This window comes from Paenibacillus faecis (genome assembly GCF_008084145.1).
GTDB lineage: Bacteria > Bacillota > Bacilli > Paenibacillales > Paenibacillaceae > Fontibacillus > Fontibacillus faecis.
In genome coordinates this window covers 650,856-663,034 of sequence record NZ_VSDO01000002.1, presented here as the reverse complement: position 1 = coordinate 663,034, position 12,179 = coordinate 650,856, and the positions used below count along the sequence as shown (strand labels likewise).

Annotated in this window: 14 protein-coding genes; 8 read left to right on the top strand and 6 right to left on the bottom strand. The window is 54.7% G+C overall.

The window, feature by feature from the left end:
* Positions 1 to 51: 51 nt before the first annotated feature.
* A complete protein-coding gene (locus tag FRY98_RS10845; protein ID WP_148451758.1) occupies positions 52 to 1,125 on the bottom strand; it encodes a Gfo/Idh/MocA family protein in 1,074 nt (357 codons plus the stop codon).
* Positions 1,126 to 1,272: 147 nt separating this feature from the next.
* On the opposite strand from FRY98_RS10845, the gene FRY98_RS10840 reads away from it, so the two are divergent.
* Positions 1,273 to 2,103, top strand: a complete 831-nt coding sequence (locus tag FRY98_RS10840) for an AraC family transcriptional regulator (protein ID WP_148451757.1) — start codon at positions 1,273 to 1,275, stop codon at positions 2,101 to 2,103.
* A 70-nt stretch (positions 2,104 to 2,173) separates the two neighbouring features.
* On the opposite strand, the gene FRY98_RS10835 is transcribed toward FRY98_RS10840, so the two are convergent.
* Entirely contained in the window at positions 2,174 to 2,881 is a 708-nt protein-coding gene (locus FRY98_RS10835; RefSeq protein ID WP_148451756.1) for a TerC family protein, read from the bottom strand.
* Positions 2,882 to 3,225: 344 nt separating this feature from the next.
* Between FRY98_RS10835 and FRY98_RS10830 the strand changes: the two genes are divergently transcribed.
* Both FRY98_RS10830 and msrB read left to right on the top strand, forming a co-directional pair.
* A complete protein-coding gene (locus FRY98_RS10830; RefSeq protein WP_170287074.1) occupies positions 3,226 to 3,831 on the top strand; it encodes a TVP38/TMEM64 family protein in 606 nt (201 codons plus the stop codon).
* A gap of 105 nt (positions 3,832 to 3,936) precedes the next feature.
* Entirely contained in the window at positions 3,937 to 4,923 is a 987-nt protein-coding gene (gene msrB / locus FRY98_RS10825) for a peptide-methionine (R)-S-oxide reductase MsrB (RefSeq protein ID WP_148451754.1), read from the top strand.
* A gap of 108 nt (positions 4,924 to 5,031) precedes the next feature.
* Here the strand turns inward: msrB and FRY98_RS10820 are convergent, their stop codons facing one another.
* Positions 5,032 to 6,417, bottom strand: coding sequence for a sensor histidine kinase (locus FRY98_RS10820; protein ID WP_148451753.1), 1,386 nt, complete (start codon positions 6,415 to 6,417; stop codon positions 5,032 to 5,034).
* Between the two features lies 1 nt (position 6,418).
* Entirely contained in the window at positions 6,419 to 7,132 is a 714-nt protein-coding gene (locus FRY98_RS10815) for a response regulator transcription factor (RefSeq protein ID WP_148451752.1), read from the bottom strand.
* Positions 7,133 to 7,302: 170 nt separating this feature from the next.
* On the opposite strand from FRY98_RS10815, the gene FRY98_RS10810 reads away from it, so the two are divergent.
* From FRY98_RS10810 to FRY98_RS10800, 3 genes are read left to right on the top strand one after another with little or no spacing between them, the layout of a single operon-like run.
* Positions 7,303 to 8,220: an ABC transporter ATP-binding protein gene (locus FRY98_RS10810; RefSeq protein ID WP_148451751.1), complete on the top strand. Its 918-nt coding sequence runs from the start codon at positions 7,303 to 7,305 to the stop codon at positions 8,218 to 8,220.
* The gene (locus FRY98_RS10805) at positions 8,217 to 8,966 is read left to right on the top strand and encodes an ABC transporter permease (RefSeq protein ID WP_148451750.1); all 750 of its coding nucleotides are present in this window, start codon (positions 8,217 to 8,219) and stop codon (positions 8,964 to 8,966) included. Before FRY98_RS10810 ends, FRY98_RS10805 begins: the two co-directional genes overlap by 4 nt.
* A 12-nt stretch (positions 8,967 to 8,978) precedes the next feature.
* Positions 8,979 to 9,710: an ABC transporter permease gene (locus tag FRY98_RS10800; RefSeq protein WP_148451749.1), complete on the top strand. Its 732-nt coding sequence runs from the start codon at positions 8,979 to 8,981 to the stop codon at positions 9,708 to 9,710.
* Positions 9,711 to 9,789: 79 nt separating this feature from the next.
* Here FRY98_RS10800 and FRY98_RS10795 read toward each other — a convergent pair whose 3' ends face one another.
* The gene (locus FRY98_RS10795; protein ID WP_148451748.1) at positions 9,790 to 10,347 is read right to left on the bottom strand and encodes a CGNR zinc finger domain-containing protein; all 558 of its coding nucleotides are present in this window, start codon (positions 10,345 to 10,347) and stop codon (positions 9,790 to 9,792) included.
* 130 nt (positions 10,348 to 10,477) lie between these two features.
* Here FRY98_RS10795 and FRY98_RS10790 point away from each other — a divergent pair, with 130 nt between their 5' ends.
* Both FRY98_RS10790 and FRY98_RS10785 read left to right on the top strand, forming a co-directional pair.
* On the top strand, positions 10,478 to 10,972 hold the full coding sequence (locus FRY98_RS10790) for a DinB family protein (RefSeq protein WP_148451747.1): 495 nt from the start codon (positions 10,478 to 10,480) through the stop codon (positions 10,970 to 10,972).
* Between the two features lie 71 nt (positions 10,973 to 11,043).
* Positions 11,044 to 11,226: a DUF2188 domain-containing protein gene (locus tag FRY98_RS10785; protein WP_148451746.1), complete on the top strand. Its 183-nt coding sequence runs from the start codon at positions 11,044 to 11,046 to the stop codon at positions 11,224 to 11,226.
* A gap of 49 nt (positions 11,227 to 11,275) precedes the next feature.
* Here the strand turns inward: FRY98_RS10785 and FRY98_RS10780 are convergent, their stop codons facing one another.
* Entirely contained in the window at positions 11,276 to 11,938 is a 663-nt protein-coding gene (locus FRY98_RS10780) for a YitT family protein (RefSeq protein WP_249043384.1), read from the bottom strand.
* Positions 11,939 to 12,179 lie beyond the last annotated feature (241 nt).

Below are 12,179 nucleotides of genomic sequence, written 5' to 3'. Positions count from 1 at the left end.
TTAATCACCTCTACAATTGGATTTTTGGTGGGTTGGCCATATTATGGCTCGTCATTTGGCGGTTTGAAGCATGAATGCGCTGGACAGCTCGATATGGCGGCCCTCTCGGGATGAACGCTCATATGCGTGCATCGCCTCAAGTACATGGTAGGCCGCGGCCCCGCTGGCCCGATGCCCTTCGCCCGACGCAATCGCCCTCGCCATATCCTCCAGGCCACGCCCCCGCTCATTCGGTCCGCTCTCAAACGCCGGCGGCACCGGACGCCACTCCTCGTCGCCGTGAAGCCGCACCTTGACCTCGCCGTTGAAATAATTCGGATCGGGCACGTTCAGCGTTCCTTTCGTACCGTAAATCTCCATGGAAGGAAGCGCGCTTCCGCCGGGGATATCGAAGCTGGTCACCAAGGTGCCCACCGCCCCTGAGGCGAAACCCAGCGTCCCGCTGTAATGCGTGGGCGTCCGTACCGGGATGCTCTCGCCCGCCCGGGGTCCCGTTTGAATACTTCGCTCGGGACCCGGGGGGGAGACGATCGCGCTAATGCGCGAAATCGGCCCCAGCAATTGCACGAGCGCGGTCAAATAGTAGGGCCCCATGTCAAACATCGGACCGCCGCCCTCGGCATAGAAAAACGCCGGATTCGGATGCCAATTTTCCGGACCGCCGCCCATCATAAACGCGGTGGCCGCTACAGGCTTGCCGATCAAGCCATCCTGGATGGCTCGCCGACTCGTTTCGATACCCGCCCCGAGAAAAGTATCGGGAGCGCAGCCGACGCGCAGCCCCTTGGCTTCGGCCAACTCCAGCGTCGCTTTCGCCTCCTCGAGCGAGACGGATAAAGGCTTCTCCACATAAACGTGCTTCCCTTTTTGAAGCGCATTCATATTAACCGAAGCATGCGACGAAGGGACCGTCAAATTCAGGATCAGTTCGATTTCCGGATGATTCAGCAATTCCTCCACTGTGCATACGTTTGCAATGCCGAACTCGGCTCCCCGCTCATGAGCCTTTTCGGGTAGCAGATCGGCCAAGGCATGCACCTCAACGACTTCGCTCCGGGCGAGATACGTTAAATAGGCAGGGCTGATGTTCCCGCAGCCGATCATCCCGACTTTCATTTTTGTCATTCTCATCACTCCTCCCAGGAAGCGATCGTGGTGTCATTAGACTCACCTACATGGTATTTCAAATTGTCTTATTGTAAAATGAATAATATGATTAAAACATGAACTATCTGGTCATTATTTTTTTAAAAGTACAGGGGAAAGCCATTTATGGATCACAAAAACCTGCAGATATTGCTAGCCGGTTATTCGCTTCACAGCAAGCCTTTCCACATTTTCCAGCCGGAAGGTTTAGAAAGTTACCTGATTCGGCTGCAGGCTTCCGGCCGCTGCCGCACCCGCCTGTCCGGCAACCTGGAGCTGCTGGAACCGGGGGATCTTCTGCTCGTCGCCCCCGGCCAGCCCTATGAGCTGCGGATCGACGCCGAGGAGACGGCGCTTGGAGAGCCTGTGGTAAACAGCGGGGATTATCATATATTTCTGGCCGGGGAATGGGTGGAATCCTGGTGGACTAAAACGGACCGCCCGAGAAAAGTCAAGGTCCCTCTCTCCGAAGGGATTCTCGGGGTTTTCCGGCAGATTATGCTGGAGCAGCGGCGGATTTCCAATCCTTCTCCCGAAATCGCCGAATATTACCTAAAGATTCTGTGCATGGATATCGACCGGAATTTGCTGCAGCAGCCGCTGCCCACCACTTATCCGACCTACCTTGCCCACAGGATCAAAAATTATATCGAGGAAAACGCCGCCATTCCGTTCAAGCTGGAGGACGCCGCCGCTCATGTGGGAATCAGCGTTTCCCGTGCCGTCCACCTGTTCAAGGAAACGTTCAACACGAGCATCATCCAGTACACGCTCGAGGTCCGGCTGAACATGGCCCGCGAGCGGATCATTTTCAGCCCGCTGACTTTGGAGCATGTGGCCGAAAGCTCTGGATTTCCGAGCTATAACTACTTTCACAAGGTGTTTCGCAAACGTTTCGGCATGTCGCCGAAGCAGTACCGCCAAACCGCCCGGAATACCGGCGCCGAACCGAACTGAAAGCAAACGCCGCCGTCCCTTCCTGACGGAAGTCGACGGCGGCGTTTAGGTTCAGCGGGGTTATCCGGCCTTAGGTCGGCAGGTTGCCCTGTTTTAGCTTTTGATCGATTTGGTTCAAGCGCTCTTTCTTCTTCTTCATCATGAGTCCGATGCCGACGACCAGGATGATGGCGATGATCTCAAAACCGTACTTGACCCATGCCATCGCGAACCAGTCATGAATCAACGGCTCTTCGACCAGCATTTTCGCGGCGGTCCAAGCCAGAACGGCCGCTCCGATCGTAATGACGACCGGATAACGCTCCGTCAGCCGGAGGATGATCGTACTGCCCCATACCATGATCGGCACCGATACGGCCAGTCCGACAATGACGAGCGTGTAATCGCCGTGTGCGGCGCCCGCGACGGCCAACACGTTGTCCAGGCCCATCATCGTATCGGCGATGATAATCGTGCGGATGGCCGCCCACATTTGGTTGCCGGCGTTAATCTCGTGGCTCTTCTCTTCTACCAGCAGCTTGTAAGCGATCCATAGCAGCGCAAGCCCCCCGACAAGACGAAGTCCCGGAATATTGAGCAGCTGCAGCACCAGGACCGTCATGATAACACGAACGATGATCGCACCGAGGGTTCCCCACAAAATGACTTTCTTCTGGTCCGCCTTCTGAACGTTTCTCGCCGCAAGTCCGATTACAATGGCATTGTCACCGGCCAGTACAAGGTCGATCAGGATGATGGAAAATAGGGCGGTCCAAAAATCTACACTCAAAAAATCCATGCTCTCTCCCCTTTCTGTCCTATCCATACGCTGGCTTCCGGCGCAAAAAAAATACGCCGTGCTTGTATTGGGCACGACGCATATACGCATCAAAAAGACCTTTACCCAATACTCGCACCGGGCAAAGGTCTCGCTAACAACGAAAGGTTGCCAATAAAGCCGGGGCTTACAACCCGTAATGACGACTTTATTGTAACAGCTACTCCCCTTTGGGAACCATGCATGTTAAATTGAGATTATTATAGCATGGCGATGATAAAAGCGCTAGATTTTTCCGTCGACAAGTTTGAGAGATACATGAACTGATATAGTATTTAGATAGAATGAGGTTGAGAGGAGTCTTCATGAAAAATTGGATGGCGCTGGCGGTTTATGCCGCCGCCTTTGTTCTGGCTTTCGCTTGTCGGCATGAGCTCTCCCGCTGGCTGACCGCGGGGCCGCCGCTTTGGCTGCTTCTCATCCTGTCCACGCTGCTGGCCGTCTTTCCCGTCATGCCTTATCGGCTGGTCATCGCGGCGGCGGGCTTTGCGGCGGGAGCTTTCTGGGGCGGCTTCATCACGCTGATCGGCTCCACCTTGGCGGGCGCGGCGTATTACTGGGGAGCCGCCTACGGTTTCGGCCATGCCGCCCGCGGATGGAGCGGCCGGTTCAAGCCGCTCGAACGCATAACGGCGGCGATCGATCGGCGTCCTTTTACAGCGATCGTCGTCTGCAAGCTGATCCCGGTTCTGCCGCAAACGGCCGTGAATGTTTATGCCGGCGCTTACGGAATCCGGTTCTCCGTCTATCTCGCCGCATCGGTTATCGGCAAACTGCCCAGCATGTTCTTCTATGCCTATTTGGGCGCTTCCCTGTTCGATCGCCCCTGGCTTGCCGCCGGAGCCATTGCCGTTTACATGCTGTTTGTTCTCGCCATTTTAACGGTGTACCGGAAATTATGGAAAACCTGACCACCGGGCGGTTTGGGATTTCAGCCAAAACGCGCTATAATGGAAGCCGGAATCACCCCGACTCATGACCTTAACTAATCGCCAAATCGAAACGGAGGGATCAGCTTGAATCCATCGCAGGCTTCCAAACTGGAGCTGGCCACTTTTGCCGGAGGGTGTTTTTGGTGCATGGTTTCGCCCTTTGAGGAACTCCCGGGCATCCATGGCATCATTTCGGGGTATACCGGAGGCAGGACGGAGAATCCGACTTATGAAGAAGTGTGCTCCGAACAAACCGGTCACTATGAAGCCGTACAGATCAAATTTGACCCGGCTATCTTTCCTTACCGCAAGCTCCTAGAGCTTTACTGGCAGCAAATCGACCCCACCGATGAGGGCGGGCAATTCCATGATCGCGGCGAATCTTACCGGACAGCGATTTTTTATCATAATGAACGGCAGCGTGAAGAAGCCGAGCAGTCGAAGCGCGAGCTAGCCGCAAGCGGCCGGTTCAGCAAACCGATCGCTACGCAAATCCTGCCCGCCGCGCCGTTCTACCCGGCCGAGGAATACCATCAAAATTATCACAAGAAGAATCCGGGGCACTACAAGCGTTACCGCAAGGGATCGGGACGCGAGGATTTCATCGAGCGCCATTGGTCAGGTCCGGCCGACCCCGAGGAGCTCAAGAAACGGCTAACCCCGATTCAGTTCGAAGTAACGCAAAACAACGCCACGGAACGTCCGTTTACCGGAGAATATTGGGATCATACGGAAGACGGCATCTATGTGGATATCGTTTCGGGCGAGCCACTGTTCAGCTCGCGCGATAAATACGATGCGGGCTGCGGCTGGCCGAGCTTTACGCGGCCACTGCGCGAGTACAGCATCAAGGAAAAGACCGACACGAGCCACTTTATGATTCGGACGGAGGTCCGCAGCCGGCAAGGCGACTCCCATTTGGGACATGTGTTCGAAGACGGACCCGAACCGACGGGACTGAGGTACTGCATCAATTCCGCGGCTCTCCGCTTTATCCCGAAAGAGGATTTGGAGAAGGAAGGCTACGGAGAATATCTCTATTTGTTCGACTCTCCTTCCGAGAACGAATAACGAAGTTATCGCTTCGCAGGAAGACAAAGCGGCAGCCGACGGGAAGAACCCATTCCCGCCGGCTGCCGCTTTTTTCGTATCGATAGGCCGAATAGACGAAGTCCGGCTTCACAGGAGTGAAGGAAACTCCATGACAGCTTGAAGCCCGCTTCGCTCCCCGCCGCTTTCGAGCGTAAGCTCGCCCCGGTGCGCCTGCACGATCCTCGCGACCATCGGCACCCCTAACCCATGGCCTTGCTGAACGGGCCTCTTCCTTTTTGAGGAATACGGCAGCTCGGTAATTTCCGCCAGCTGCTCCTGCGGGATCCCCTTCCCATCGTCCGTTACGATCAGACGGTACCGTGAGCGGTCCTCGGACAGAGAACTTCGTATTACGATCCTGCAGCCTTGCGGGTTGTGGCGCACGCTGTTTTGCACCAGATTTTCAATAGCCCGAAGCAGCAACTTCTCGTCCCCGTTGATCTGAACCGCCTCGTCGGCCAGTTGCAATTCTATGTCGTAACGCTCGTCCAGCCCGTTGTTCAAAAGATCCGCAACCACCTGTCTCGCCAGCACCGCCAGTCTCACGGGCTTCATATGCAAGGGCTGCATTTCATATTCGAGCATCGAGACCAAATTCAGGTCGCTTACAAGCGAGCGCAGCCTTTCGCCCTGACGCCGGATAATTCCCGCTTGGTGCCTCTGCTCCTGCGGCAGGTCCGGACTGTCCTCCATCTCGCTCGCGTAACCGAGAATCATCGACAACGGCGTCCGGATATCATGGGAAATCCCGGCAATCCAGTTGGAACGCGCTTCATCCCTTGCCTTCAACGACGCTGTCTTTTTCTGAAGCATGTCCGATACGGAATTAATGCTCCGGGCCAAATCCCCGAATATCCCTTTTGAGTCGAGCTCGACCGTTTCTTCCCTCGGAAGCCGCAGCACCCCCTCCACAAGAGGACGTATCCTCCGGATCAGCCGCGTGCCGATCAGAACAGAGACCAGCAGAGCAAGCGCCACGTTGAGCAGTAGCAGCGTCAGGAGTCGCAGCGGCAAGGATCTAACCCATTCGGGCAGAAAATCCAATTGATATTTCCAATGGCTTTTCTTCGGGTATCCCACCACAACCAGGCCGTCACCGTGCTTCCAGATGTAGACCGGGTATTCCATTAAATAATAGCGCGAAAATTGGCTTACCTCGATCAGATTATAGCTCCGCGGCACATCGGACGGCAGTTGATAGTCCCACTCCACCTTTCCCTCTTCTCCGAGCAGCATGGCCCAGGCCCGATGTTGCGTAAGCAGTTCGGCCGCGCGCTCGTCCAACCGATACCCGCCGTCCCGCTTGCCCAAGCCTTGGGCGACTTTTTTGACTACGCCTTCGGGAGAGGGAGCTTGATTGATTTCCTTAAACACCAAAACGCCAAGCAGCACGAAGTTAAAAATAAGCACACCGATCGAAACGAGAATGGTCGTGGCGACAAACCGGCGTAAAATCCGAAGAATCGCTTCCACTTTAATGCTTCTCCTTTACCAGCAGCTTATAGCCCAGTCCTCTTACGGTTAGGAGGTATATCGGGCTGGAGGGATCAGGCTCGATTTTCTCGCGGATGCGTCGAATATGGACCATCAGCGTATTTTCGTAGCCGTAGCTGTCGTCCCCCCAAACCGCCTGGCAGAGCGCATCGTTCGTCACGATCCGATCGCGGTTTTCATACAGCTTGACAAGGATGCCGTGTTCCTTGGCGGTTAGCGGCATGTCCGTACTCCCTCCGAGGATGACGGCTCCTTCCAGGTCGACGGTCAGGCCGCCCAACCGGAAAACCGGGAGACTTTCTTCCCGGGCAGGGGAATATACCCGTTTTAAGATCGCCATCAACCGCAGAACCAACTCGCGCGGCAAAAACGGCTTCACGAGGTAATCGTCGGCCCCCAACCCCAGCCCCAGCAACCGGTCTTCATCTTCGCCCCGGGCGGATAGAAAGAGGACCGGCATACTGGAGAACTGGCGAATGGAAGAAAGCAGCGAGAATCCGTCGCCATCGGGCAGCATGATATCGAGGATCGCGATATCCGGTTTGTTCGCTCGGCATACCGATAAGCCCGAAGCGCAATCCGCCGCCGAATAAATGCGAAAAAAGCCCTCTTTTCTCAAAAATCTTTCAATCATCATCCTGATTTCCGGTTCGTCATCGACAATTAATATTTTTTTGTCTCTCATATTCTCCATCCTGTATCACCCGACTTTCATTATACATGAACATGCGGACAATCCGAGCCGATGCCCTTCATTTAAGGTTGATGTAAGGTTCTCTTCAGCATCGGGAAAGCCGGGCTCTATAAAGTGAACCTAAGGAGATATCCTAAACTAATATCACCGGAATGGAGTTGACGGTACATATGAGCGCTTCGGCTATCGTACAAACGCAAAGCCTGACCAAAACTTATGCGGGCATCCACCGCGTCAATAAAGTCGATCTTGTGGTCGGGGAGGGAGAGATCTATGGTTTTTTGGGCCCGAACGGAGCCGGTAAAACCACCACATTAAAAATGTTGCTCGGGCTTATCAAACCAACGGAGGGGAGCTTGCGACTCTTTGGGCAAAGCCTGAGCAAACAGCGCCCTTTTATTCTAAAGCGCACCGGGTCGCTGATCGAATCCCCCTCCTACTACGGACATTTGACGGGATTGGAAAATTTGAGGATCATCCAACGCCTGCGAAACGCGCCCGACCGCAACGTCGATGAGGCGCTCCGGATCGTACGGCTGGAGAATCAAAAAGACAAAAAAACCGAACAGTACTCGCTCGGGATGAAGCAAAGACTGGGGCTCGCCATGGCCCTTCTCTCTTTTCCCAAACTGCTGATTCTCGACGAACCGACGAACGGCCTGGACCCCGCCGGCATCGGCGAAATCCGGGAGCTTATCAAGTCTTTGCCCGGGCGTTACGGGATGACGGTACTCCTCTCCAGCCACCTGCTGTCGGAAGTCGAACAAATCGCCACCACAGTGGGCATTATCAACGAAGGCAACTTGTTGTTTCAGGGCACCATGGATAGCCTGCGGAGAAAGAGCAGCACTTCCATCACGCTCAAAACGGGAAACAACGCCGGCGCGGAACGCTTGCTGCTTACCCAAGGCTACCATCCGGTCCAGAACAACGGCCGTCTTGAGCTTGGCGATCTTGACGATGCGCAGGTGGCGGGAATCAACAGACTGCTCGTCGCGCAGGACATCCCCGTTATCCGAATCGAGGAGCAGAGCAAAAGTTTGGAGGATATTTTCCTGGAACTGACGGGAAAGGGGCGAAGCTTGTGAACCTGTTGGGATTGGAATACTTCAAAATTCGCCGCAAAAAAATAGGGATCATGATCCTCCTGTTTCTCGCCGTGGAGCTGCTGTGGACCTTCATGTCCGTCAGCCGTTCCATCGCCCGCAATCCCGATCATGCCGTATGGGAGTCCGTCCTCTTTACGATCGCCTCCATGAACGGGCTCTTTATGCCCATTCTATCGGCCATCGTGGTCTCCCGCGTCTGCGACATGGAACACAAAGGGAACACGTGGAAAATGCTGGCGGCCACCAATGTGAGCCGCAGCCGTCTTTATGCGGCAAAGTATATCTGCGCCAACAGCCTGCTCTTCTTCGGCCTTCTTGGGCAGGCTCTGCTCATGACCGTATTCGGCCTTGTCATGAATATGTCCGACGCTCCGCCGGTCGGTATGCTGGCCCGGTTTCTTGCAGGCGCCACGCTGACGACTTTTGCGGTTACGGCGCTTCAGCAGTGGATTTCCCTCGCCGTCAAAAATCAAACTTTCGCGTTGTCTCTCGGTATGTTGGGCGGGCTGATCGGCATGACATCCGGGCTTTTTCCCGCCGCGGTCAGACATGTTTTGCTATGGTCCTACTACCTGGATCTCAGCCCCGTTACTTACCGTTACGCCGACGCATCGGGCGTCTATGTGTCACAGCCGCTCGACTATGGATGGAGTGCGGCCGCATTTATAATAGCGCTCCTGTTTTATACCGCCGGAAATCTTCACGTTACCCGGCAGGAAATCTAAGGAGGAAACTTGATGTTAAGGAGTATTTCCGCTGAATGGCTCAAATTGCGGCATTCCCGGATCGGCTTCGCGCTCGCCGCCCTGCCGATCCTAAGCCTGCTGATCGGATGCGCCAATTTTTATTTCAACCAAGGCGTCCTGAATAACGGCTGGTATAGTCTGTGGACGCAGGTCGGCCTGTTTTACGGCGAGTTCTTCCTGCCTATCCTGATTGCCATTTGCTGTTCCTACGTGTGCAGGCTGGAGCACCTGAACCGAAACTGGAACGTCACATTAACAGTTCCCGTCTCGATCGCCAGCGTGGTATTGGCCAAATGGATCGTCGTCGGCCTATTGGTTCTGCTTGCCCAGGTGCTGTTTATGGGGTTCTATTGGCTTGCGGGCACGCTTTTTTCCCTCCCCGGGCCGTTCCCCATGGAAACGGTTGGCTGGATGCTGCGGGGCTGGTATGCTTCCTTATCCGTCGTCGCTCTGCAGCTTTCGTTATCGCTGCGAATCCGCAGCTTCGCTACGCCCATCGGCATCAGTCTTTGCGCGGTCATGCTCGGTTTGGGGATGTATGTCGCCAAACTGGGGCTGTTCTTTCCGTTTTCGCTCCTCACGATCGGAATGGGCGCACTGAATCAAAATGAGTTGACGGACGCTCAAAACTTGTTGTTTTGGACGGTGAATTTGGCCTATATGCTCATTTTTTGTTCCGCGTCTATCCGCCGTTTGAAAAAGCGGGATATCGCCACCTCCTGATGGCCTTACCCGAAGTCGGTTTTGTTTGAAAAGCGGATCATTCCCGGGAACCCGGCGAAGTTGCGTCATGCGCAGGCCGTCAACTTCGCCCTTCTTCCCTCCGCTTGGCGCGGAACCGGCGGACCTTCATAAGGTTCCCGCACATTTTATGATCGCAGTACTTCTTGGTCCGGTTCCGGGTATCATCATAGAAAATCCAGCGGCAGTCGGGATTCTCGCAAATCCGGATTCGCGCGCCTTCCCCCCGGATCAACGTCTCTGCGAAGCTCGCGGCCACCTCCGCCATGACTTGCTCCCAGTTCTCGCCGACCCCGAGCAAACGCATGCGAACCGAGCCGCTCTCCGGTTCTATCCGCCGCTTCACCGCCCCCTTATCCAGGATGGAATTAAGGTAAGCGAAATCCTCCTCCGCCAGCGTCTTCCCCGCAGCTAACCGTACGGACATCCCATGAAGCCGTTCACGGAAGCTTCTCATCGCCGCGACCGTATCTTCGTCCGCCGGAACAGGTGCCGGCAACTGCCATTGCGTTAGAAAATAGCGCTGCCATTTTTCTTGCCCCAGCCGGTCCTCGGAACGCCCGCTTCCTTTCCAATCATGCCATTCGCTATTTAAAAAATCGCTCCACAGCGTTTCCAAATCGGTCCCGCCTTCCCTGTAACTATCTAATATTAATTTAAGTAGTTACACCCCATCTTTAGTATGCTACAATCTCATTGTAACCCCTTAATTGCCACTTCACCAGTTACATTGAAAAGGAGATGGGACAATGAGCACGAATGCTGTTGACTTACTCGTTTTGCAGAAGGACAATACCTGGGACCACGAGGAATGGGTCGTTCCGCTGTCGGTTGCCCTGCGGGGCCTGACGCCGGAGCAAGCGGAATGGAAGCCGCCGGGCGGCGGCAATTCCATCCGCGAAACACTCAACCATATCCAGTATTTCAACAAACGAATTCTCAACCGTCTCCGGAACATCGCCAATGCGCCCGGGGTTCAAACCAACGAAGAAACGTTCGGCGATTTGGAGCATCCCCCGGGCGTGGAAGGATGGAGCGCCCTCGTCACCGAGACGGAGCGGACCGCAGCCGCTCTTCGCGAGGCTCTTGCCGCCCTGCAGGAAAGTGACCTGCAGGCCCCATACTCCAGTAAGGCAAGCCACGTGCCGCTCGGCGAAGAGATCGCCCGCTGGCTGCTCCACGATGCGTACCATGCCGGCCAGATTGTACTGATCCGCAAGCAGCAGGGCTCCTGGCGAACATAACTCCCTGGTTTTCCCCATCCGCCTGAGGGGTAATGAGATACTGAAGAGACAAGGAGAAGGAGGAGATCGCCATGCCGTGGAATAAGCAGGATTATCCGCCGTCCATGAAGAATCTCAGCCCCCGGGTGCGAAACAAAGCGGTTGAAATCGCCAACGCCCTGCTTGATGAAGGCTATGAGGAAGGGCGCGCCATCGCCATCGGCACCGCCAAAGCGGAGGAATGGGACAAGAACCATCCCGCGGAGGAGAAATAGAATCAAGAAGCGTCATCTTAAAAAAATGCGCAAAAAAACAGCTCGGGCTTTAGGCTCGAGCTGTTTTCTTTTTCACGCCATAAGGTACCGGCCGCGGTGCGACCTCTCTTCTTCCGTAATGAACGGTCCAAGTGATCATCTTGCCGGCGATCAAAACGGCCATCACTGTGTACATCGTTTCTCTAAACGGTAAATACAGCAACGAAATCGTAAGAACGACGGCGTCGAGCAGAATAAACACCGTTCCGATCTTGATGCCGGACCACTGGCTGATCAACAGGGACAAAATATCATCCCCGCCTGTGGCGCCGCCGCTTCGGATGACGAGGCCCGCCCCGAAACCGGTCAACAGGCCCGACAAAAGAGCCGCCAGCGGTAAATTGGCCCCGAGATCGATATGCAGCGGCGAAAACCGCTCGCAAAGATCATAGAGCACCGAAAAGGCCATCGAGGCTATCAGCGTATTTACGATAAACTTTCTGCCTCGCAAAAAGAACGCCGCAATAAAAATCGGAATGTCCATCAGGATCATCGAAAGCGCCGGAGGCACATCAAGCAAATACTTGCCCAACAGGGCCAAGCCGACAAAACCGCCTTCGGACAAGCCGTTCTGAAAATTAATATGATAATACGTAAATGCCAATACAAACGTTCCGAACATCATCGTCATCCATGACTTGCCGTCAATCTTCCAATCTGTCCATTTCCTCATTCGGAATCCCTCTTATCGTAGATTTGTTGACCTTACGGCCATCCCCTACGCCAAAGAAGGTCCTTGAGGACTTCATCCTTCGCATCATCACACGCTTCTTTCGTAGGGTTGTTGGCCGTAAACCGACGCTCCACGAAAGAAGCTAAGTATAAGAGAGATCATAACGTTTCCAAATCGTCCTTGGGGAATTCGTCCTTCGGGAACACATGGTATCCTGATCCTTTCTGTTTTTTATCTATTC